This is a genomic window from Streptomyces sp. SD15, from assembly GCF_054462255.1.
The window spans coordinates 15,063-35,401 of the sequence record NZ_JBTLMO010000035.1; the positions used below are offsets into that span (position 1 = coordinate 15,063).

At 67.3% G+C, this 20,339-nt stretch carries 19 protein-coding genes and 6 pseudogenes; 12 read left to right on the forward strand and 13 right to left on the reverse strand.

Annotation, left to right across the window (positions count from 1 at the left end; genetic code table 11):
* Positions 1-3: 3 nt before the first annotated feature.
* From ACX28W_RS29380 to ACX28W_RS29390, 3 genes and pseudogenes are all read left to right on the forward strand, one after another.
* A complete protein-coding gene (locus ACX28W_RS29380; protein WP_459002732.1) occupies positions 4-1,944 on the forward strand; it encodes an alkaline phosphatase family protein in 1,941 nt (646 codons plus the stop codon).
* A 72-nt stretch (positions 1,945-2,016) separates the two neighbouring features.
* Positions 2,017-2,479 (forward strand): annotated as a pseudogene (locus ACX28W_RS29385) (transposase); the annotation flags it as partial.
* Positions 2,480-2,622: 143 nt separating this feature from the next.
* Positions 2,623-3,414 carry an FkbM family methyltransferase gene (locus ACX28W_RS29390; protein ID WP_459002734.1) on the forward strand — a complete coding sequence of 264 codons (792 nt, stop codon included), beginning with the start codon at positions 2,623-2,625 and terminating at the stop codon, positions 3,412-3,414.
* Between the two features lie 48 nt (positions 3,415-3,462).
* On the opposite strand, the gene ACX28W_RS29395 is transcribed toward ACX28W_RS29390, so the two are convergent.
* Positions 3,463-4,209, reverse strand: coding sequence for a CDP-alcohol phosphatidyltransferase family protein (locus ACX28W_RS29395; protein WP_459002736.1), 747 nt, complete (start codon positions 4,207-4,209; stop codon positions 3,463-3,465).
* Positions 4,210-4,623: 414 nt separating this feature from the next.
* Positions 4,624-5,441 (reverse strand): IS5 family transposase gene (locus tag ACX28W_RS29400; protein WP_459002738.1). Its coding sequence is split into 2 segments (ribosomal slippage): positions 4,624-5,099 and positions 5,099-5,441, totalling 819 coding nucleotides; the frame shifts between segments, so codons are not numbered across the junction.
* On the opposite strand from ACX28W_RS29400, the pseudogene ACX28W_RS29405 reads away from it, so the two are divergent.
* Both ACX28W_RS29405 and ACX28W_RS29410 read left to right on the forward strand, forming a co-directional pair.
* Positions 5,440-5,577: pseudogene (locus ACX28W_RS29405) on the forward strand (hypothetical protein); the annotation flags it as partial. The gene ACX28W_RS29400 and the pseudogene ACX28W_RS29405 sit on opposite strands and share 2 nt — an antisense overlap.
* Positions 5,578-5,616: 39 nt before the next feature.
* Positions 5,617-6,081 carry a type IV toxin-antitoxin system AbiEi family antitoxin domain-containing protein gene (locus tag ACX28W_RS29410; protein ID WP_459002826.1) on the forward strand — a complete coding sequence of 155 codons (465 nt, stop codon included), beginning with the start codon at positions 5,617-5,619 and terminating at the stop codon, positions 6,079-6,081.
* A gap of 121 nt (positions 6,082-6,202) precedes the next feature.
* Here the strand turns inward: ACX28W_RS29410 and ACX28W_RS29415 are convergent, their stop codons facing one another.
* Complete coding sequence (locus ACX28W_RS29415; protein WP_459002822.1) at positions 6,203-6,454, reverse strand: integrase; 252 nt, start codon at positions 6,452-6,454, stop codon at positions 6,203-6,205.
* A gap of 153 nt (positions 6,455-6,607) precedes the next feature.
* On the opposite strand from ACX28W_RS29415, the gene ACX28W_RS29420 reads away from it, so the two are divergent.
* From ACX28W_RS29420 to ACX28W_RS29435, 4 genes and pseudogenes are all read left to right on the forward strand, one after another.
* Positions 6,608-6,886 carry a hypothetical protein gene (locus tag ACX28W_RS29420; protein WP_459002740.1) on the forward strand — a complete coding sequence of 93 codons (279 nt, stop codon included), beginning with the start codon at positions 6,608-6,610 and terminating at the stop codon, positions 6,884-6,886.
* The gene (locus tag ACX28W_RS29425) at positions 6,883-7,275 is read left to right on the forward strand and encodes a type II toxin-antitoxin system VapC family toxin (protein WP_459002742.1); all 393 of its coding nucleotides are present in this window, start codon (positions 6,883-6,885) and stop codon (positions 7,273-7,275) included. Before ACX28W_RS29420 ends, ACX28W_RS29425 begins: the two co-directional genes overlap by 4 nt.
* Before the next feature lie 426 nt (positions 7,276-7,701).
* A pseudogene (locus ACX28W_RS29430) lies at positions 7,702-8,108 on the forward strand (IS110 family transposase); the annotation flags it as partial.
* Positions 8,089-8,343: a hypothetical protein gene (locus ACX28W_RS29435; protein ID WP_459002744.1), complete on the forward strand. Its 255-nt coding sequence runs from the start codon at positions 8,089-8,091 to the stop codon at positions 8,341-8,343. The pseudogene ACX28W_RS29430 and the gene ACX28W_RS29435, both read left to right, overlap by 20 nt.
* On the opposite strand, the gene ACX28W_RS29440 is transcribed toward ACX28W_RS29435, so the two are convergent.
* Positions 8,335-8,658 carry a hypothetical protein gene (locus tag ACX28W_RS29440; RefSeq protein WP_459002746.1) on the reverse strand — a complete coding sequence of 108 codons (324 nt, stop codon included), beginning with the start codon at positions 8,656-8,658 and terminating at the stop codon, positions 8,335-8,337. The two genes, ACX28W_RS29435 and ACX28W_RS29440, sit on opposite strands and share 9 nt — an antisense overlap.
* 100 nt (positions 8,659-8,758) lie before the next feature.
* Between ACX28W_RS29440 and ACX28W_RS29445 the strand changes: the two genes are divergently transcribed.
* A complete protein-coding gene (locus tag ACX28W_RS29445) occupies positions 8,759-8,932 on the forward strand; it encodes a hypothetical protein (protein WP_459002748.1) in 174 nt (57 codons plus the stop codon).
* Here the strand turns inward: ACX28W_RS29445 and ACX28W_RS29450 are convergent.
* From ACX28W_RS29450 to ACX28W_RS29480, 7 genes and pseudogenes are all read right to left on the reverse strand, one after another.
* Complete coding sequence (locus tag ACX28W_RS29450) at positions 8,905-11,475, reverse strand: DUF6397 family protein (protein ID WP_459002750.1); 2,571 nt, start codon at positions 11,473-11,475, stop codon at positions 8,905-8,907. The two genes, ACX28W_RS29445 and ACX28W_RS29450, sit on opposite strands and share 28 nt — an antisense overlap.
* A gap of 344 nt (positions 11,476-11,819) precedes the next feature.
* Positions 11,820-12,044 (reverse strand): hypothetical protein, encoded by a 225-nt coding sequence (locus ACX28W_RS29455; protein WP_459002827.1) that lies wholly within the window; start codon positions 12,042-12,044, stop codon positions 11,820-11,822.
* Between the two features lie 35 nt (positions 12,045-12,079).
* Positions 12,080-12,274, reverse strand: a pseudogene (locus tag ACX28W_RS29460) (transposase); the annotation flags it as partial.
* 128 nt (positions 12,275-12,402) lie between these two features.
* Complete coding sequence (locus ACX28W_RS29465) at positions 12,403-13,395, reverse strand: SRPBCC family protein (RefSeq protein WP_459002752.1); 993 nt, start codon at positions 13,393-13,395, stop codon at positions 12,403-12,405.
* A gap of 4 nt (positions 13,396-13,399) precedes the next feature.
* The gene (locus ACX28W_RS29470) at positions 13,400-14,185 is read right to left on the reverse strand and encodes a histone protein (protein WP_459002754.1); all 786 of its coding nucleotides are present in this window, start codon (positions 14,183-14,185) and stop codon (positions 13,400-13,402) included.
* A 473-nt stretch (positions 14,186-14,658) separates the two neighbouring features.
* Positions 14,659-15,030, reverse strand: coding sequence for a hypothetical protein (locus ACX28W_RS29475; RefSeq protein WP_459002756.1), 372 nt, complete (start codon positions 15,028-15,030; stop codon positions 14,659-14,661).
* Positions 15,031-15,436: 406 nt separating this feature from the next.
* Positions 15,437-15,930 (reverse strand): annotated as a pseudogene (locus ACX28W_RS29480) (hypothetical protein).
* Between the two features lie 314 nt (positions 15,931-16,244).
* Between ACX28W_RS29480 and ACX28W_RS29485 the strand changes: the two are divergent.
* Positions 16,245-17,213, forward strand: coding sequence for a YihY/virulence factor BrkB family protein (locus tag ACX28W_RS29485; protein WP_459002758.1), 969 nt, complete (start codon positions 16,245-16,247; stop codon positions 17,211-17,213).
* A gap of 321 nt (positions 17,214-17,534) precedes the next feature.
* Positions 17,535-18,038, forward strand: coding sequence for a hypothetical protein (locus ACX28W_RS29490; RefSeq protein ID WP_459002760.1), 504 nt, complete (start codon positions 17,535-17,537; stop codon positions 18,036-18,038).
* A gap of 457 nt (positions 18,039-18,495) precedes the next feature.
* On the opposite strand, the pseudogene ACX28W_RS29495 reads toward ACX28W_RS29490, so the two are convergent.
* Positions 18,496-18,600: pseudogene (locus ACX28W_RS29495) on the reverse strand (GNAT family N-acetyltransferase); the annotation flags it as partial.
* Between the two features lie 541 nt (positions 18,601-19,141).
* A complete protein-coding gene (locus ACX28W_RS29500) occupies positions 19,142-20,335 on the reverse strand; it encodes an ROK family transcriptional regulator (protein ID WP_459002762.1) in 1,194 nt (397 codons plus the stop codon).
* Positions 20,336-20,339: the final 4 nt, after the last annotated feature.

A 20,339-nucleotide genomic window follows, 5' to 3' on the forward strand; every position in this document is an offset into this window, starting at 1 on the left:
GAGATGCAGGCGCCACCGCCCCCATATCTTCGGGGCCGATCCGCCCCACCAGCACAGTGTTTCGCACGGAAGGACCGCCGGGTGTCGTCCCACACGAGCTCTCGACAGCTACCGAAAACGAGCGAGCCGACGGATGAGACACAGGTGCCTCCGGAAGAGGCACTGACGCCGGAGAAGGGGCTGACGCCGGAGGCCGCTGACCAGACCCCTGCGGACAACGCGCCGGGGACCACTGCCGAAGCCACCGACGAGCCCACGCCGGAGGTGGCCCCGGGTTCCGATCGACGGCGATGGCGTGGGTGGCGTGACAGATACCCCGTCACCGCGAAGGTGGTGTCGTGGACCGTCAACGCCCTCGCCGCCGCGGTCGTGCTGTTCACGCTGCTCATGTCGAACAACGCCGCCGGCCTGACGCCCATCGCCTTCGTGCGCATCCCGGTCGAGGCGATCCTCGGCGCCGCGGTGCTGATCGCCCTGCCGCGCAAGCCGCGCGTCGTCGTGGCGGCGCTGCTGGGACTGGCCGTCGGCGTGCAGCTGATCCTGAACCTCCTCGACATGGGCTTCAAGGAATACCTCGGGCGGGACTTCAACCTCGTCCTCGACTGGACCCTGTTCGACGACGCGCATACGTACCTCAAGGACACGATCGGCGCGAAGGGCACGCTCGGCCTCGTCGTCGCGATCATGGTCCTGATCCTTGTCGCCCTCGTCGCCATGGTGCTGGCGGTTGTCCGGCTGGGCAACATCCTCGCCCGGCACACCGCCACCGCGACCCACACGACCCTGGCGTTCGCCACCGCCTGGGTGGCGTGCGCGACATTCGGCGTGCAGTTCACGGCCGAACTGCCGATCGCCGCCGAGCGGTCGGCCCATCTCGTCCATCTCCGGGTGAAGGCGGTGCAGTCGACCCTGCGGGACGAGGCGGAGTTTGCCGAGATCGCCAAGAAGGACATCTTCGCCAACACGCCGCCGGACCAGCTGCTGACCGACCTGCGCGGCAAGGACATGATGATCACCTTCATCGAGAGCTACGGCCGCAGCGCGATCGAGGACCCGGTCATCTCGCCGGGGGTGAACGCGACCTTGATGTCCGAGAACGAGAAGCTGCGCGAGGCGGGGTTCGCGGCGCAGAGCGGCTGGCTCACGTCGGCGACGTACGGCGGAAGTAGCTGGCTGGGCCACTCCACCTTCCTGTCGGGCCTGTGGATCAGCAACCAGCAGCGCTACCGCACCGTCACCAACGGCGACCACATGACCCTCACCAGCGCTTTCCAGAAGACCGGCGCCTGGCGCACGGTCGGCATCATGCCGGGGGTCCAGAAGACTTGGCCGGAAGCGAGTTTCTTCGGCCTCGACAACGTGTACGACTCCCACGAACTCGGCTATAAGGGGCCGAAGTTCAGCTGGTCGACCATGCCCGACCAGTACGCCCTGGCCGCGTTCGAACGCCTGGAGCACGGCAAGAAGCAGGACAAGCCGCTGATGTCGGAGATCATCCTGACCTCCAGCCACCAACCCTGGGGACCCATCCCCAAGATGGTCCCGCAGGACCAGCTCGGTGACGGTTCGATCTTCGACTCCATCGAGAAGGAGGGCACCGACCCGTCGGAGCTTCTCACCAACTCCACCAGGTCGAAGGAGGAGTACGGCAAGTCGATCCAGTACTCGGTGACCAGCCTCATCGACTACCTGGTGAAGTACGGCAACGACAACACCGTGCTGGTCTTCCTCGGCGACCACCAGCCCATCGCCCGGGTCAGCGGCAACAACGCCAGCCGTGACGTGCCGGTCTCGATCATCGCCAAGGATCCCAAGGTCCTCGACAAGATCGCCGACTGGGGCTGGACGGACGGGCTGCAGCCCGGAAAGAGCACCCCGGTCTGGAAGATGAGCGACTTCCGCGACCGGTTCCTGACGGCGTACGGTTCGACGCCGGCCCCGTGATGACGGGCCCGCCAGACGTTCCGGGTAACTCGTTGGTGGGCCACGTCAGCCCGAGGGCCCGCAGCTGACCGGGGCGGACTCCAGCAGCTGACCGAGCGGCTGCTGGAGTCCGCCCCTGAAGGCAAGGCCGCCATCCATCTCGGCTATGACAAGCACGGTGCGGTGGGTGAGGACGGCGGTACCTCCCGCAACGGCAAGCGCTCCGAGACCATGGTGACTGATGCCGGCCCGGTGGAGATGGCCGTGCCCCGTGACCACGACGGCTCCTTCGAGTCGAAGACTGCCAAGAAGAGGCAACGGCGTCTGCCGGGTGTCGACGAGGTGCTCGTCTCCCATCCTCCTCGATGCCGTCCGCATGAGGATCCGTGTTGGCGCGGTCGCCAACCGGCCCTTCTTCACCGCGATCAAGAACCGCGGTGTCAGCGATGTCCTCGTGCCGGTCCGCGACGGACTCAACGGCCTGTCTGAGGCGGTGGGGACCGTCTGGATGCAGCCGAGCGTGCAAACCTGCGTGGTGCATGTGCTGAGGAACGCCTCAGGAGATTCGGGATGAGGAACTACCTGACGCTCAAAACATCCCAGATGGTGGAAAATCTGAACACTCAAACAGCCGTTTCGAGTTTCGGTCAGTGTTAACTTCGGGCATTGCGCGACGTCTGCGTCGGGGTACAATCCCATATGAACTTCAACCCTGGCCCACTGGAATCCCTCAAAGCCGATCCGGCTGCTTCTTCCATCCGCCGGTCGCTTGAGTTCTATTACGGAAACGCCAGCCAAGATGCGGCGATGGACGCTTTCTACGCCCAGTTCGTGCAGCCCGGCGATCTCGTTTTCGACATTGGCGCCCACGTCGGTGATCGCATCGGCAGTTTTCGTCGTCTGGGTGCACGCGTAACGGCCGTTGAGCCGCAACCACTGTGCATCCGGGCCATCCGAGAGATCTATGCCGGTGACGAAGACGTGGTGTCGGTCGAAGCCGTGTGCGGTGCACACGGAGGAGCCGTAAAGTTTTATGTCAACTCGGCGAATCCTACCGTTTCCACAGCATCGGCAGAATTCGTGAAGGCCGCTGATGGAGCGCGTGGCTGGCAGGACCAGGTATGGGACGCGGAGATGGACGTGTCGGTCGTCACGCTCGACGACCTCATTCGAACCTACGGTACGCCTGCGTTCGTCAAGATCGATGTCGAAGGTTTCGAAGCCGCAGTACTGGACGGACTCAGCCATGCGTTGCCTGCACTGTCATTCGAATTCACGACGATCGAACGTTCAGTGGCGCAGCGCTGCCTCAACCGCGTAACCGGACTGGGGTTCGAACTCTTCAATGCGTCCATGGGGGAGAGCATGAACCTGGAGTTCGATGACTGGGTTTCATCGGAGACGATGGCCGCTCATATTCTGGCGCTTCCGCATGAGGCGAACGCCGGCGACATCTACTGCCTGTCGTTGCCGAGGGCAGGGGCATCATGACTCCTGCACCATTCCCTCCGCCCGCAGCCACGACGAATCGAATTCAAGTCAGTTGTAACTGAATTCCCTCACGCGCTTGAGCGCCGACCGCCTCCACAGATACCCGACATCGATGGCGAACGACCAGACCAGCGTACCGATTGAGACCGCAACGCAGACCTGGGCCATTGACATGGGAAGGAGACCGGCACTGGCGACAACCAGTACAACGCCTTGTGATGCAGCCACAACCTTTCGTGACATCCGGAAGGGCAGTGGCGCGTTCAACCACGGCATCGCCCATGATGCCAATACGAAGGCGTAGCGGAAAAGCCCGATCGCAACAGCCCACCAACCGAGAGATGTCCCGAGGTAAATACTCAGGACAATCGCCAGGACGGAGTCCGCCTCCATGTCGAACCGTGCACCGAATCTCGACGCGGTTCCTGTGCGGCGGGCCACTTGACCGTCTCCGGCATCGAGAATCAAGGAGACCGCAGCCAACCCGATCAGTACTGCCCGATGCTCGTCTCCGCCGACGGAGTCGGCTACAAGAGCGGCTACACCACCGGTCAGGATCAACCGGGCAAAGGTGACGCTGTCAGCAGGCCCCCATTGGTGAACGTCAGGATGTTGCAGGGCGCGGGAGAGCAGGACCCACGTGGCAACGGAGTACCCCAGCCCAATGAGCCAACCGGCTGCACCGAGCCCCACTGACGCCCCCAGCGAAACCAGAACCGCCGCCTGGGCCAGGACGCCCACAGCCGGCGGGTAGATCCGTAGATCTACTGCTCGCTGTCCGAGATCCGTCACCATTCCTCCTGAAGACCACCCGTCGATACGGCCCGGTGTTGGCGCCGTGCCCTGATCAATACGTCCGCCGACGGCACAGAGTTCAGCTGGTGCACAGGCATCTCCCAGTCTTCTGTCCCGGAAGCCCGTCGCCGACAGGGAGCGGGCCCATCAAAGGAACTCGCTCTCCATCCCGTCCCTGAGCCCCGGCAGACGGCCCGACCCGGCCACCACGGGGTGCGAGAGCAGAGAGTCGGCCCACCAGGGCCAACGAAGGCGGTCCGACGGCGAGTCCACCCTCGGGACGAGGGGTCGTGTCCCGCATCGTGCAACGCCGTTGCGTTAGCCCCGGTTATTCAGCGGAATTGGTCGAGCTGACGCCCTGACAGCAGAAAGGTGCCGCTGACCTGCGAGGATGCGAGTGTCTAAGACGGTGTCCTACGTGGTGAGGCGGAGCAGTCGCTTGTAGCAACACAGGGCCGCGGCAAGGCCGAGAAAGGCCAGGTAGTTGCGTGGATGGCGTTCGTAGCGAGGGTTGAGTCTGCGGTAGCCGGACAGCCACGAGATCGTGCGCTCGATCACCCAACGGCGGCGGCCCAACCGTTCGCTGGACTCGACGCCTTTGCGGGCGATGCGCACGCCGATGCGCTTGCCGCGCAGCCATTTTCGCAGGTGGGGAATGTCGTAGGCCTTGTCGGCATGCAGGCGTTGCGGCTTGAAGTGGCGGCCGTTGTGGGGGTCGTGTCTCGTTTGGTGACCGGCCACCATGGGCTTCAGTCCTTTGCTGTCGTGGACGTTGGCGACGGAGACGCCGACGACCAGGGGCAGTCCGTTCGCGTCCGACAGGACGTGCATCTTGGAACCCGGCTTGCCCCGGTCCACGGGGCTCGGACCTGTGTGTTCGCCCCCTTTTTAGCGCGCACGTGGGCGGAGTCGAGCACGACGCGGGAGACGTCGATGAGGCCTGCGTCGTCGAGTTGGTGCAGGACTGCTTCGTGCAGTCGGCCCCAGACGCCGGCCCGCGACCAGATCAGGAACCGGCGGTGGGCCGTCGACTTCGATATGCCGAAGCACGGCGGCAGAGCTCGCCAGGCGCACCCGCTGACCAGCACGTAGATGATCGCCGCGAACAGCGTCTCATCAGGCGTGTTCGGCGTTCCACCGCCCTGCGGTCGCACCCGGTCCTCCGGAATCAACGGCCTGGCGAGCTCCCACAAGCCGTCCGGAACAATCCAACTCCACGTATCCCGCCCCATGAACGGACCAACGAGCGATCACCACGTAGGACACCGTCTAACTCGCGCTTGGAGCAGCGGCTGGCCGGCCTCTCCCCCCACGTTCACCACGGCGCAGGCACGTCAGGCACGGCTCTCCCCTCGCGATCTGGCGTACTTGGTCACGGTAGGGGAAATAGACGAACTGTCCCGTGGGGTGTACCGGCGGGCAGACTCACCGGAGGCTGCGCACGCGGATCTGCTGGCCGTGTGCGCCCGGGCCCCTCGCGCCGTCGTGTGCGGTGAGTCCGCCCTGGCCCTGCATGAGCTGATCGACGACACCCCCGCAGCAGTACACATCGCCGTGCCGCGCGGTACACGCCGCCCCACGATTTCCTACCCGCCGACCGTGGTGGCGCAGTACGCCTCGAAGACCTTCGCCCTCGGCGTCGAACGGTTCGAAGCAGCCCCGGGAGAGACCATCCCCGTATACAACGCAGCCCGCAGCGTCGTCGACGCGATGCGCCACCGCAGCCGCATCGGCGAGACCCTCGCCCTGTCCGCGCTCGGCCGCTACCTGCGCCGGAGCGAACGCGGCGGACTCAGCGAACTCCAGAACATCGCACGCGAGTTGGGCGCTCTCTCCGTCGTCCGCCCCGCCGTAGAGGCGGTGCTCGCCTGATGGCCAACCCCACCCGCGACACCACCGCCGGCCGCGTCTACAACGACCTGCGCAACCTGGCCCGCCGCAACAGCCGGTCCACGGACGAGATCATGGTCGAGTACGTCCTCGAACGGTTCCTCTACCTAACGTCGCAGCCGAAATTCTGCGCCTCGGGAGTCGCAGCCGTCGGCTCTTCGATGCCCGTGCGCTCGGGTACGTCGATGTGGAGCAGCTTGAGCAAGTCGGCGGTAACAACCCGGTAGGCGTGGCCCAGACGCAAGACCGTGCACGGATACCGGCCACGCTTGGCGAGGTGGTACCCCGTGGTGCGACTGAGGGACAGCGCGCGGTTCGCCGTCTCCAGGTCCACGGCCGCAGGCAGCGCGAGCATTTCCTCGCGCGTCAGCCCGCGGGACGCACCGTCGCGCTTGATGATCACAGAGGATTTGTACCCCCCGCGGGCAATCCGCCACCTGCCTCCAGACAAGCGGCAACGCCGCAGAATCACCCCATCCAATAACAAGAGTTTTGTTAATGTGGCTCCATGGCCACCACCCCCGATCCCGCTCCTGGCGAAGGCCCCGTCCGCCCGGTCTCCGTCTCCCTCCACGAAGGCACCATCGCCGCCCTCAAGGCACGCACGGGCAAGCGCGGCATGTCCGCCTACGTCGAAGCCCTCATCCAGCGCCAACTCGAACGGGACCAGCTGCGCGAACTCATTGAAGACGCGGAGACCGAGCACGGGCCGGTGGATCAGGCAGCGGTCGAGGCCAAGCGGGCGCTCCTGCGCGGCGACGCAGCCGACTCGGCGGACGCCGCATGAGCGGCACCCTCGTCCTGGACTGCGAAGGCCTGTCCAAACTCGTACGCCGCACACCCGAGCTCACTGAATGGCTCGCTGCGGCCGAGGCTGAGGACATCCGCGTCATCACCAGCTCCGTCACCCTCGTCGAAGCCCGCGACCCCAAGACCAACCAGGCCCGCTTCGACTACGCCGTCTCGCGCGTCAATATCGTCCCGCCCACCGAAGCCATCGCCCGCCACGCGAGCAAGCTGCTCGCCGCAGCCAGCCTGCACGGCCACAAGTACGCCCTGGACGCCATCGTCGCCGCCACCGCACTCGCCTCACCCGCCCCTGTGACCGTCCTGACGTCGGACCCCGAGGACCTCTTTATGCTGTGCGGCCCAGGCGTCCGCATCGTCAAGGTCTGACTCTGCGAGGCTGCGTCTCAACGGAACGCGGGTATCCCTGGTCGACGGCGAACGGGCCGGAGGCGCAGGTCTGTTCCGCCGTCGCCCGGGCCCGCCCACGCACCACACATCACCGTCCTCCTCTGTCCCTGCCCCGGCTCCCGTCCCCGGCTCCAGCACCGGCTACGAAGGTGAGCTCTCTCCCCCCGAGTTACCTTTTTCGTGGCTCCGCAATGGGGCCTCCGGCCTTCGGGTCCGGTATGACTTCCCCCCCCTTGTTGTTGATGATCCGGGGGGTGGTGTCACCGGGCCCGGAGGCATCGACGGACCGCTGATGAGGGGCTTGAGCACCGGCTTCACCCAGGCCGGAAGAGCTCTCCGTAACGTGGATGTGGCAGCTCGGTGCCGAGGCAGGCCGGACGAAAGCGTGAGCGGAGGGGCCTGCACGTGATCGACACCGGCGACATCGACGTCTTCCTCGGCCTGGACGTCGGCAAGGGCGAACACCACGCCACCGCCGTCACCCCGTCCGGGAAGAAAGTCTTCGACAAGCGGCTGCCCAACACCGAACCCAAGCTCCGCGAGCTGTTCGCGAAACTCCAGGCCAAGCACGGAACGGTACTGGTCGTGGTCGACCAGCCGGCTTCAATCGGTGCTCTGCCTCTGGCGGTTGCGAGGGACATGGGCTGCCCGTCGCCTGTCTACCGGGGCTGACGATGCGGCGGATCGCCGACCTCTATCCCGGCGAGGCCAAGACGGACGCGAAGGACGCGTTCATCATCGCCGACGCTGCCCGCGCGATGCCTCACACCCTGCGGGCGATCGACGGCGAGGATGAGACGATCGCGTCGATCCCGCGGCGAACAGCCCTCTCGGAGAGGAAACAAGCAGCTCAAGCGGGCTTTCTTCCTCTCCGGCTTCGCCGCCCTGGCCGACCCGGCATCGCGGGCCTACTACGACAAGAAGATCGCCCAGGGAAAGCACCACACCCAGGCTCTGCGATGCCTCGCACGACGCCGGGCCGACGTCCTCTTCGCCATGCTCCGCGACGGCACCTTCTACGAACCTCAGCCCGCCAGGTCAGGCTGAATCGCCGAGAATCCGCCTTGCTTCAGCCCACAACTGCTCGAACTCCGCCGCGGAGATCTCGGCTGCCTGGGGCTGGTCCTGCCAGCCGTCCAGTGGGCCCTCGGCGAGAACGCCGTACTGCCGTTCATAGCGGCCCATCGCCGCGAGATCGGCATGATCACGCAAGTGCAGGACCTCCGCCAAAGAAGCAGCCGTCACCGGCCGCGAGTCCTTCCCCCGGACCTCAACCTGGCGCGCCGCCCAGCCCTCTTCATCGGCCTCGTAATACAGCCACAGATCTTCGTCCTCGTAGTAGGCGCGGAACCAGGTCGTCATGCCGCCATCCTGACCCACGAACTTGACCAAACACATAGGGGCCCCCGCAGCCTCGACGAACTGCACGACCAGTGGCCGCAACGGCCACGACGGTACCCTGATGGATCAGTCCGCCAAACGCCTCGCCTCCCGGCCTTCGCCCGAGGAACGTGCCCTGGCGGACATCGCCGAGACCTGGGACGAGTGGCTGCAGGTCCCCTCCATAGCAGGCACCGGCCTGGAGGCCGTGGCCCTGGCGGACCGCTGTCACCAGTCGAGCCGGACGACGTCATAGCGGGCGGAGCGGCAGGCATCGCAGTGTGTGTACCAGGGGGCGCACGGTTCGTCGCAAGAGACGCAACTGCCATGCGTGGCCAGCGGCCGGGAAGCGGCCACCAATTGGTTGATTCGTTCGGCGGCCGCCTGCTCGCAGGCCGCCACCTCCTCCGCGCTCAGGCCGCCACATTCACGGCCGAAGGCCAGGACGGCAGTACCAACGTCTCGCATGGTCGCGGCGTACTCCTCGGCTTGGGGCAAGGCCATTCGTTCGATACGTGCGCGCGGGCGGATCAGGTGGTGCAGGGCCGCGCCATGCAGGACCGCCCGGCATACGGCCGGGTAGGCCGGGCGGTTCGCGTCGATGGGCATGGTGATCAGACGCCAGACGGTGTGGCCGTCGCGCGGCCAGCGAGCGTCGACGTCCAGAGGTGCCCCGACGGCCTGGCGTGCCACCTGTAGCTTGGCGAGTATCTCGGCCACGGGCATCGGCCGCAGCCATGAGCGCTCCTGGGCGGTCTTACGGGCGGCAGCGGTCCAGCCGGCCAGAGCGTGCGGAATCTCTCCGGGCTCCGGTCGTCCGAGATCGGTCCAGGTGGGGCGCAACCGAGCCGTAGTGACGCGCAGGCCACCCGACCGCGCTCCATTGGCTGCCTGCACGGCTTGGTCCAGAATCCGGGCACCGGCAGTGAGGCCGGGCAGTCGGCTGCGGTAGGCGCCCACGAGCCCCTCCCCCGCGTCATGGCCCCGCCGACCGGCTCGGCCGGCGATCTGGGCGGCCTCCCAGATGAACAACTCCCGGCGGGATGTGCCGTCGTACTTGCCCGTTTCCGCGAACGCCACGGTACGCAGCGGAAGGTTGACACCGTGACCGATCACGTCCGTGGTGACGATCACGTCGACCTCGCCCTCGGACAGGCGCCGGATCTGCTCGCGGCGGGCCGCAGGCGGCATCGCGCCGTAGAGAACCGTCGCCGACCGGCCCACCTCGAGCAGTTCGCGGTGCAGAGCGAGAACGGCCTTGCGGGAGAAGGCCACCACCGCGCTTGCCGACGGGAGGGTCGCAGCCTGGAACTCCTGCACCCGGCTCAGTGTGCCGTGCCGGGTGTGGCGGATCACCGTGATGTCCGTGCCGGGGGCAAAGAGCTTGCGCAGCAGGTCTTCGGCTTCCGGTGAGGCGCAGACGTGCACGTCTGTGTGGGCCCCGCTCAGCAACAGCCGGGTCCAGGCGTGGCTGCGGTCTTCGTCGGCCAGCCAGTGCGCTTCGTCGACGACCAGGAAATCGCCGGCGGTGGGCGCCGCCTCGGCCGTGCAGCACAGCACCGGTGCGCCCGGGTTGAGGCGTTCCTCACCCGTGTGCAGACCAACCCGCTCCGCACCGAGCCGGGTGCGCAGACGTTCGTAGACCTCGAAGGCAAGCATGCGCAGCGGCGCCGCGTAGACGCCTGTCCGCCCAGCCTCGGCGCAGGCGGCCAGCAAGGCGATGGCATCGTGTGTCTTGCCGGAGTTGGTGGGGCCCAGGTGGAAGGTAACCCTGGGGTCGACTGTCCGTTCCGGGACATGGGCGCGGGCACGCGCGGCGGCTGCGTGTTCGCGCCGCTCTCGCAGCCGCTTCGCGGCCTGTTCTGCCTCCCGGGCCGCCTGCCGCTCGTCCTTCTGGCGCTGCGCGGCCTGCTGTTCACGCACCGCCGCGATCCGCGCTGGGGCAGGCACTGTGGCCAGCTCATCAGCCACGCTCTGCTCGAGCAGATCCACGGGTACGCCCCAGTCGCGGTACTCGTCCGGGATCTGCTCCACAGCGCAACCGAGTCGCGCCGCCGCGTCGGCTGGGGCCACCAGCTCGGGCGCCGGGCGGCTGCGCCGGGCCCTGCGCAGGGCGGCCGTAAACTCCCCAGCAGCCCCTTCCTGCTCCTCGATGGTGACAGGATTCGCGTGCGAACCCAGCACTTCCGCCAGTCTCTCCTCCGCGGCACGCCTTGCGAGATGGACGGCTTCTGTCTGGCTGAGCTGCCCACGGTCGGCGGTCGGCTGCGCGGAACGCAACCAGTACGACCACGCGGCAGCTTTCGTCCAGGGGTCACGCAGCATCAGCAACGCCTGGGCGCGGAGCCGCGAGCGGTGGCCCTCGGCCCGGCGGTCGGCGCCGGAGGCCAGTTCGGCCAGGTAAGGGCCGGGCAACCGCGCACCGAGCAGCTCGGGACGGCGCCCGGGCAACTGGCGGGCGTCAGCGGCCGAGTACTGCCAGACCTCGGCGTGATAGCGGTTGGTGTACGACCGGACCGGGCGGATAGCCCCGGCGCGCGCCAACTGATCGAAGCGGTGCCTGCTGATCCCCGCGAGCCCGGCAGCCTCTGTCGCGTGCACCAGGCGGGTGAGCTCGGCGAGTTCACCGGGATCCGCGCGCCATCGGGCCACCTCGTCTGCTCTGACGCACAGCTCGTCCCCACTCCAGCACGTACGGATCACGCCGTGTTCGATCCCCAGAGTGAACTCGTCTCTCCGCAGGCCGAGTTCCCTGCGTGCCGCTTCGAGCGTGACGTGTTTTGTTGTCGTGCCGGCCATGATGTCCCTCCCCCATGTGCACCGTGCTTCACACTGTGACACCCGGGACTGACAATCGGTGACCTCGGCGTCACTGGCGGTGAGCTGGACCCTGTGAACAGCCCGGCGATCCAGGAGCCGTCCAGTGCAGCCTGGGTCGCGATTCTCGGTAGAGCAGGACGGACTGCAGGCAATCGACATGGCATGACCCGGAACTGAGACTCCGGCAGGCGCGGGAGGCGCAGACGATGTTCGGCTGCGACCAACGCGAAGCCACGCTCTCGGCCTCGCACTGTATTTGGGCTCGGCGGGCTTTCCGTCTGCGTCGGAGCGGTACACGGGCGCTTTCCCGCCCCTTGCGCGGGTCAGAGTCGCTGGACGGGGAGCCTCGGGCAATAGCCCTCCTCGGCCAGCCAGGCGCGGGCCCGACCACGCTGTCGCTCATCGCAGAACGTGTGGTAGCGGCGCCAGGAGCGCTCGTCACGGGCGAGGGCGTCCTTGAAGCGCCGGAAGGCGCCCCGCCCGCCCATCGCGATCTGCAGCCGGTCGGCAAGGGCGGCGTCGCCGAGCCCGTCGATGAACAGCTCCATGTCCCGGTAACCGGCCCGCGAGCCCAGAGCCGGAAAAGCAGGTAAGCGGTGGCGGCCACGCTGATGAGGGCCTGCTCGGCCCGGCGGCGTCGTTCGAGGAGCCAGTGCGGAAAGTAACTGCCCTGGCGCAGCTTGGGGATGGCCAGTTCAACGGTGCCCGCGCGGGTGTCCCACTCGCGTGGGCGGTAGCCGTTGCGATGCTTGACGCGTTCGTCGCTGACCTGCCCGTATTCGGCGTACGCGGCATGGTGCTGGTTCGCCACGGCCCTGAACGCCAATGCCTGCCCCTGACACCCGCGACAGTGGTCGCGCGGCACTTCCACCACGCTGCCCGCATCGTCGTGACGCGGACCAGGGATTACCGGTTCTTCCCTTCGTCTTGCTCCTCTTCCTCCTCCTCTCCGTCTTCTTCGTCTTCGTCCTCCTCGTATTCCCCTTCCTCGTCCTCTTCCTCGTGGTATTCGTCCTCTGTGTCTTCCTCGTCGGTGTCGTCCTCGACGTCTTCCTCTTCGTCGGCGGCCTCTTCCTCCTCGATGGCTTCTTCGTGGGTGCGGACCACTTCACCATCGCGGATTTCACCGCGCCAGCCTTCCGGTTCCTTGTTGGTCAGAGTGACGTAGCGTTGGAAGTGCTTGAAATCCAGCCGCAGGCGCCGCCCCTGAGCGCGCCAGATGTTGCCGGTCTTCTCGAAGAAGCCGGAAGGGTAGTACTCGACGACCAGGACGATGCGCGTCAGGGTGGGAGTCAGTTCGTGGAAGCTGACGCAGCCGCGCGTGGTGCCCTTGGCGCCCTCCGAGGTCCACACGATGCGTTCATCCGGGATCTGTTCCTGGGTCGTGGCCTTCCATCCGCGAGTGGAGGGCCCGACCTTCACCTTCCAGTCGCTGTCGGCGTCCTTGCCCTTGGAGGCGCTGCGGACGCCCTTGGTGAAGCTGCTGAACTTCTCGTACTGGGTCCAGTGGTCGTAGGCGTCGCGTATCGGTATGCCTACGTCCAGCACTTCGGTGATGTTCATGACCTTGGTAGTGCCGGACCCACGGCCCTTGCCACCTCCCCCGCCGCCGAACTTCTCTTTGATCTTGCCGAACACTTTGTCCTTGACGCTCTTCGCCTTCTCGCCGATCAGAGCCTTGAACGGTGAATCACCTTGGAGCATCCGCAGACCTGCTTTGGGGAGCACGCCGCCGTTCTCCGCCACGCCCGTGAGTCCGCTGGTGACGTCACCCAGTTTGTCGCCGGCCTTGTCGGCCAGGTTCTCCACCTGGGCGCCCACGAAGCTCTTGAACGCGCCGCGCAGCTGGTCAAGTCCCGAGCCCTGCTCGCTTCCGGTGTCGCGTGCCGTGTCGGCCATGGGTCTACCTCCGCCGCCGTGGGGTTGCCTTCTTTGCCGTCGTCTTCTTTGCTGCGGTCTTCTTCGCCGCGGTCTTCTTCGGCGGAGCCGTGGACTTCCTCGCCGCTGATGTCTTCTTCGCAGGCGCCGTCTTCTTCGCGGGAGCCGACTTCTTGGCAGGTGCCTCGCGAGCAGCGGCCTTCTCGGGACGACGCTCACGACCGCGACCGCGCCGGGCACCACTCCCATCGTGGTCCTTGTCCGGCTTCCGGACTGCGCGGCGGCGCCGGGACGCGGGCTTTTGCGGCTCCTCCTCTTCTTCCGGCTCCTGCTCCTCCTCGGGCTCTTCCTCTTCCTCCTCCAACTCCTCCTCAGGTTCTTCTTCCTCGTCCTCTTCGTACTCGTCCTCGGCTTCCTCCCCCTCTTCCTCCGGCTCCTCTTCTTCTTCGTACTCGTCCTCCGGCTCTTCGTCTTCGTCCTGCGGCTCCTCCTTGCCCTTGCTGCCTATGCGCTCGGTGCGCTGGTGCAAGGAGTCGGCCAGATCGGCGAGCTTGCGGTCGGCGACCGCGCTCAGCGCTTTGCGCCCTGCATCCAGGGCCTCGCCGCGGAGCTGCTCGTTGAGGTCGGCGAACTGGGGAAGCTCGCGCAACCTCTTGACCCCCTCCGTCAGCAGCTGTTGTGGTTCCAGCCCAAACCGACGGCCGGCGAGGTAGGTCGCCGCCCCGAACGCGACCCGTCCCTTCTTCGTCCGGCCCAGGACATAGCCGCCGAGAACCGCGGCGGCAAGAGCGATCTTGGGTACATCAGCCATCAGATTTCCCTTCAAAGGGCTGCCGAGCAGACGCTCCGGCTGGCGCGTGACGCCCGCACAAGGGCCCCGCACCTCGCAGGCGGAGGATCCGAATGGAGCAGCAGCCGGTGGCCGCGCTCATCACTCCGCTTCTTCTCAGTCTGGGCGGTGACTCCAGCAACCGCATGCGGAGAGCAGAACTTCACGGGATAGCCGCTGGCTCGCCTCACTGAGCCGGTGGTGGCTACATATGCCGGACCCTGGTCTCCGCGCTCGGCTCCCTGCTCGCCCTGATCCTGGGCGTCTCCCGGACCCACTCTGGCGATGGCCCGTGACCGGCATCTGCCGCACAGGAGGGCAGGATCACGAACTGGGCTACCTGCGCACGCAGTTGATCCGCCGGGGGTATCTCCGGCGCCGTGTCGTCGGCTTCCGGGGTGGCTTCGGGCGCGCGGCTGGGCCGGCCGGATGGGCGGCAAAGGGCGGGCGGGTGGTCAGGTGCTGAGCAGGCGGCCGAAGAAGGACCGGTATTGGCGCAGGGCCAGGCGCAGGTCCTCGGTGGCGACCTCTTCGCCGCGGTGCCGTTGGCCTTCCAGCCCCTGCTTGTGGTCGGCGAATGCGGTGGCGAGCAGCTGCATCACCTTGGCGACGAGCGCGTCTGCCGCAAGCACCGACTGCCGCGGTTCATCGACGAATCCCTGCTGGATCTCCTGCGACCTGGTACGGAGGCCCTCTGTCTCCTGGGGACCGAGAAGCGGGGCGGTATCGGGCTCCCGCGCGGACGCGTCGTGTCCGCCGACTGTGGCGTTCGGCTCCCCTCCGGCCTCGTCCGTGATTCTGGTCCTAGGGCCTGTCCGGCGGATCATGCCGGAGACGCGGGGTCCGGCACGCCGATCTGCGGCGTTGTCGTCGGTTGCCGACTCCCCCAAGTTCTCGGCTTCGCTCGAACAGGGGGGACCCCCATCGCGTCGACGCCCTCCTCCGCCTTGCAGCTCGACGCACCACACCCCGCTCACCTGCGCCGACAAGGCACCGCCGCTTCCCTCCGACCTGATCCGCCGGACAGGCCCTAGGCGCAGCCCGGTCGGCTGCGGGGACTGCCGTCAGGTCATCGTCCAGGGGCTGTTGCGGTGCATCTGTCCGAGGCCGGGCGATGTCCTCGGTGCAGACCCTCTTGGCCGGGCTCGGCATACTCGTCTCGCCCGAATGATCCTTCCCTCTGCATATCCCTCACCTCCATGGGGTGGTGGCACGCTCCCGGCTGCTGGGCACTTATCGGCGTTCCTTGTCCGACGAAGCGGTGTCGCCGTCGTGCAGCAGTTCCTCGAACAACGCCCGGTAGTGAACCATCGCGCTCCGCAGTTCTTCCGTCGAGGTGTCCCTGCCTCCGGCGCGCCCGTTGATCTCATGGGCGATGCGGTAGTGCTCCAGCGTTCGGGAGTGTTCGACCGACAGGTCCCGCTTCTGTTGCTCGTAATTCTCGGTCGGGTAGCCACACTCGCTCATGAGCGTGGTCACGAGCCGGTCCGCCTCGCCCACGGCCTGGTCGGGACTGTCGACGAAGTGTTCCTGCACGCTGGTCCAGTCCCGGCCCTCGCCCTCAGATCGCGGTCGGCCGCGCCACGGCTGTGCTTCGCCTCGACCGTGCGCTCGTATTCCGGCCCGAAACGCTCCCGCAGCTGCCGACGCCGGATCGTGGTCCGCAGGACCAGCGAGACCACGGCCAGGACGACCACAGCAGCCACGATGATGACGATTGTCCACATCGCATCCTCCACTCATTGACACCCCACACCGGCAGCCAGATGTGGGGCGAACAAGGGCCATCGCCGCGGATGCCGTCCCCCGGGTGTGCCACAATCCAGGATTTCATAAATCGCCATAATCGCCCTAGTAGGGAAATAATGTACTGAAAGCCGCCTCTCGCAAGATCTTCGGCGCTCACCGCTCATACGGCCCCGACCAGCGGCAGCCCTGCGGGCGCACGCACAGGGCTCCGACCTCGTCACGGCGGGCGGTGGGGTTTCGCCGCCGGATGCCTCTTTTCCCGCCGTGGGTACGCTGAGAGTGGGTGCTCTTCATGGAATGGCTGAGAAGGCTTCCTGGGATCGCACAGCTGATGCGTACGCACGTGTGGCGGGCGTTCGAGCGGCTGGCCAAGGTCCACTGGGCCCGGCTCGCCGCCGCCATCACCTTCACCAGTTTCGTCGCGCTCTTCCCGCTGATCACCGTGGGCGCGGCGATCGGCGCCAGCCTGCTGAGCAAGGACCAGCTCAGCAGGCTCCAGGACAAGATTACCGGCCAGGCGCCGGGCCTTTCCGGCCTGTTGAACCTGAACAGCCTCGTCGCGCACGCCGGATCCGTCGGACTCATTGCGGGCGCGCTGCTGCTCGTGATCGGCATCAACTGGGTCGGCGCCCTGCGCGGGTGCCTGCGCGCGGTCTGGGAGAAGGAGCAGGACCCGGGAAATCCGATCCTGCTCAAGCTGAAGGACACCGGTGTGCTGGTCGGTCTCGGCGTGGTCGGGGTGGTCGGGATGGGCAGTTCGGTGTTCGCGAACAGTGCGGTCGGCTGGGCCGCCGACAAGGTCGGGATCGAGGGCGGGGCGGGACGGACGCTGCTGTTCTTCGCCGGCCTGGCCATCGCCCTGCTCGTCGACTTCCTGCTGCTGGTCTACCTGCTCACCCGGCTGCCGCAGGTGCATCCCGGCCGACGTGCGGTCGTGATCGCCGGCCTGATCGGCGCGGTCGGCTTCGAACTGCTGAAGCTGCTACTGACCAGCTATCTGCAGGGCGTCGCCGGGAAGAGCATGTACGGCGCCTTCGCCGTGCCGGTCGCCGTCGTGCTGTGGATCAACTTGATGGCCAGGCTGCTGCTGTACTGCGCTGCTTGGACGGCGACGGCGGTGCCGTCCGGCGGAACAGGCGTGGGTGAGGGCCCGGATTCCGGGGTCAGCCACGCGGTCGGCGATGCACCACAGGGGGCGGCGGCCGACGGTGGTGCACCAGCAGCACCGCGCCGCACGGCGCCTCCGTCGCGCGGCCCGTGATGCCGAGCGCGGTAGGGGTGGCGTGCGGACAGCGCGGCCGTCGCTGAGGGCGCGATGGTCCCAGCAGCGTCTGCCGCAGCTGCTGCGCGGACTCGGAACAGGTACTGCCGGGCCGGCGCCGAGAATTCCGATGCAGCACTCCAGCGCCTGGGCCCCTGAGCCGTTCGGGTCCGTTCCCGGCATTTCGCCACGTCGGCTCCGTTCTCTCGCGGTTTGCTGTCGTGGTGCGGGGGAAATCCGACGCCGATGTTCCCAGCCCGCTTGTGTGCGCGGTCGCACCGTCGAGGAAATCGCCGAGGACAAGCGAGAACGAGGCCCAGCATGCATCGCGACAAGCTCGGGATCTACCTGAATGACCACTTGGCCGGTGCCACCTTCGGCATCGGGCTCGCACAGCGCATCGCTCACCAGCACCGCCACTCGGCGCGCAGCGCCGACCTGCAGCGCATCTCCGACGAGATCGCCCAGGACCGGCAGATCCTGCTCGAAATCATGGACGCGCTCGGCGTCCCCGCACGCCGCTACAAGGTCTACGGGGGCTGGGCGGCCGAGAGGTTGGGGCGCCTGAAGCCAAACGGCGTCCTGTACCGGCGCTCCGGGCTGAGCACGTTGATCGAGCTTGAGACCCTGCGGCTGGGAGTCGAGGGGAAGACCCTGATCTGGCGCACGCTGCTCGTCGTGGCCGCGGGGGAGCCCCGTCTGGATGAATCTCAGCTGCAAGATCTGCTGGACCGGGCGCGGGGCCAGATCGACACGCTGGAGGCGCTGCGCCTCACGGCAGCGGCGGCGGTCCTCTCCCCCCGGACTGCGCACCGTGACTTCTGACAGCCCGTGAGACTGCGGTGACGTCGTCGAACGTGTAGCCGAGGCATGCCGACGAAGCCTTCCGATGCCGCAGGCCGTTCCTCTCTGTTCGGACGGCTGCGCCAGGTGATCCGGCATTCGCCGGTCGGGGGGCGGATGGAGACGGGGCCGGGAGCTGGAGCTGGGGTCGCGTTCCCTGGGCTTCGCGGCGCTCGGGTTCCTCACGCTGGTGCCACTGCTGATCGTTGTCTCCGCGGCTGATCCGACGCACGGGCGGGGGTTCGCGCAGTGGCTGGGGGACGGGATCAGCGTGTCGACGACTTCCCGGGAGCAAATCAGGCAGCTGTTCACCCGGCCCGGCCAGGCAGCACGGACCACAACCGCGTTCGGCGTTGCCACCCTTGCTGTCTTCGGTCTGTCGTTGGGATCGGCGGTGCAGACCGGTTACGAGAGGGTCTGGGGGCTCTCCCCGGCGCGCGTCGTGTGTGGCGAGGAGGGCGTCATGGATACGGCGGGCAGTGCCGGTCTTCCGCCAGGTCGACCGGACGCCGATCTCCTTCAGGGCCACGGCCGGATGCTCGGTGTCGCGTCGTCGGCGGCCGCGACACCGACCACGACCAGGCCCGGCCGGCGTCCAGCCCGTGATGCCGAGCTGTTGACTGAACCAACTTCGGCATTTGTGCAGCTCAGAGGCACCTTCTGCTGGCTTCCGTCCATGGGTCAACTCATGGACTCAGAGCGAGACTTGGAACGCTTGGTCCTGCCCGATGCAGGGTGCCTACTGGAGACGCGCGATCCCTGGGAGCCATACCAGCTACTCGATCAGCAGGGGCGGTCTGGAGCCCGCTGCCCTGTATCTCTGGGACCTGCTGGCCGCGGACGCCCCCGCGGGGCATCGACGGCGGCCTGGGCGGCGGCGACCGCGGGGTGCTTGGCCTGCACAGGAGGAAGCCGTCGTCGGCCGCAGTGTCCGCCAGGTCCAGGGTCGTGCCGCCCACGGCCACCAGAGGCCACCGCCGATACCAGGCACCGGCCGTCCCGGGCACGACCACCGGACGGCACACCCGCGCGAACAGCGTCTTCGACAGCTCCTGGCCCGGACGCCGGTCGGCGCTCGTGCCCGGTCAGTCCGACAGAAGTGCCGACAGCTGTGGGGAGTAGGTCGCGTGCAGAACCAGTGCGGCGCTGCCCACGACGGCGGCGTCCACGCCGAGTGGGGAGGCCGCGACCTCTACCACGCGGATGTGACGGGCCAGCGGTCTGGCGGCCAGCGCCGAGGCGACGACGTCCACGTATCGCGACTCCACGTGCTGAATGCCGTGACCGCCCAGGATGATGAGGTCCACGTCGATGAAGTTGGCGATGCTGACCGCGACCGAGGCGACATGTGCTGCGGCCTCGTCGATGACCGCCGTCGCGACGGGGTCACCGGCTCCCGCCGCGAGCTGGATCGCGGCATGGTCGACGGAGGCCGGATCCATGTCGAATGATTGCGACAGCACACTGTTGTCGCCTTGCCGGGCGGCGAGTCGTCGGTGCACCTCGGCGACGATCGCGGACGGGTTGACCAGCCTCTCCAGGCAGCCCCGATTGCCGCAGTAGCACTCCGGCCCGTCCGGCAGCACGGAGGAGTGGCCGAACTCGCCCGCGTTGAACGAACCGCCTCTGTACACCTGGTGGTTGAGGATCAGACCCCCTCCGATGCCGGTGCCGAAGAACACGTAGGCGAAGTTCGCGACCCCTTTGCCGACGCCGGACCAGCGCTCGCCGATGGCGGCGGCGGTGGCGTCGTTGTCCAGCGTCACCGGCAGGTGGGTGACCTCGCTCAGCATGCTTTGCAGGGGCACTCGCGTCCAGTGGGCGAGTTGAGGCGGTGCGACGATCACGCCGAGCTTCTGGTCGATCGGTCCCGGCGTGGCAAGTCCCAGCCCCAGCACCTTGTTGCGTGACACCTTCGCTTCGTCGAGCACATCGGCAACCAGCTCGGCCATGGCCGACACGACGTGCGACGGGTCGGTGCCGGGAGGTGTGGGACGCCGTTTGACGACGAGCGGCCGCCCCAGCAGGTCGACCACGGAGCAGGTGAGTTCGACCGGGTCGAACACGAGCCCGACGGCGCTGCCCGCATCCGCGTTGATCCGCAGGGTGGTGCGGGGTTTGCCGCCACTGGCGACCCGGCTGGCTCCGTCCTCCCGCACGATCCCCTCGTCCAGCAGTCGGCGCACGATGCCGGAGACCGTCTGCGGGGTGAGCCCGGTCTGCTGGGCGATCTCAACACGGCTGACTCCGTCGGCGAGCTGGATCTGGTCGAGAACCACTGCC

Bases quoted from the DNA above. Each gene is read 5' to 3' on its own strand.
- ACX28W_RS29445 (WP_459002748.1), top strand. From the start codon at position 8,759: ATGGATCAGTCCGCCAAACGCCTCGCCTCCCGGCCTTCGCCCGAGGAA.
- ACX28W_RS29425 (WP_459002742.1), top strand. From the start codon at position 6,883: ATGAGCGGCACCCTCGTCCTGGACTGCGAAGGCCTGTCCAAACTCGTA.
- ACX28W_RS29490 (WP_459002760.1), top strand. From the start codon at position 17,535: ATGCATCGCGACAAGCTCGGGATCTACCTGAATGACCACTTGGCCGGT.
- ACX28W_RS29420 (WP_459002740.1), top strand. From the start codon at position 6,608: ATGGCCACCACCCCCGATCCCGCTCCTGGCGAAGGCCCCGTCCGCCCG.
- ACX28W_RS29380 (WP_459002732.1), top strand. From the start codon at position 4: ATGCAGGCGCCACCGCCCCCATATCTTCGGGGCCGATCCGCCCCACCA.
- ACX28W_RS29395 (WP_459002736.1), bottom strand. From the start codon at position 4,209: ATGGTGACGGATCTCGGACAGCGAGCAGTAGATCTACGGATCTACCCG.
- ACX28W_RS29440 (WP_459002746.1), bottom strand. From the start codon at position 8,658: ATGACGACCTGGTTCCGCGCCTACTACGAGGACGAAGATCTGTGGCTG.
- ACX28W_RS29415 (WP_459002822.1), bottom strand. From the start codon at position 6,454: ATGCTCGCGCTGCCTGCGGCCGTGGACCTGGAGACGGCGAACCGCGCG.
- ACX28W_RS29455 (WP_459002827.1), bottom strand. From the start codon at position 12,044: ATGGAGCTGTTCATCGACGGGCTCGGCGACGCCGCCCTTGCCGACCGG.
- ACX28W_RS29450 (WP_459002750.1), bottom strand. From the start codon at position 11,475: ATGGCCGGCACGACAACAAAACACGTCACGCTCGAAGCGGCACGCAGG.
- ACX28W_RS29475 (WP_459002756.1), bottom strand. From the start codon at position 15,030: ATGATCCGCCGGACAGGCCCTAGGACCAGAATCACGGACGAGGCCGGA.
- ACX28W_RS29465 (WP_459002752.1), bottom strand. From the start codon at position 13,395: ATGGCCGACACGGCACGCGACACCGGAAGCGAGCAGGGCTCGGGACTT.
- ACX28W_RS29470 (WP_459002754.1), bottom strand. From the start codon at position 14,185: ATGGCTGATGTACCCAAGATCGCTCTTGCCGCCGCGGTTCTCGGCGGC.
- ACX28W_RS29435 (WP_459002744.1), top strand. From the start codon at position 8,089: ATGAGACGATCGCGTCGATCCCGCGGCGAACAGCCCTCTCGGAGAGGA.
- ACX28W_RS29390 (WP_459002734.1), top strand. From the start codon at position 2,623: ATGAACTTCAACCCTGGCCCACTGGAATCCCTCAAAGCCGATCCGGCT.
- ACX28W_RS29485 (WP_459002758.1), top strand. From the start codon at position 16,245: ATGGAATGGCTGAGAAGGCTTCCTGGGATCGCACAGCTGATGCGTACG.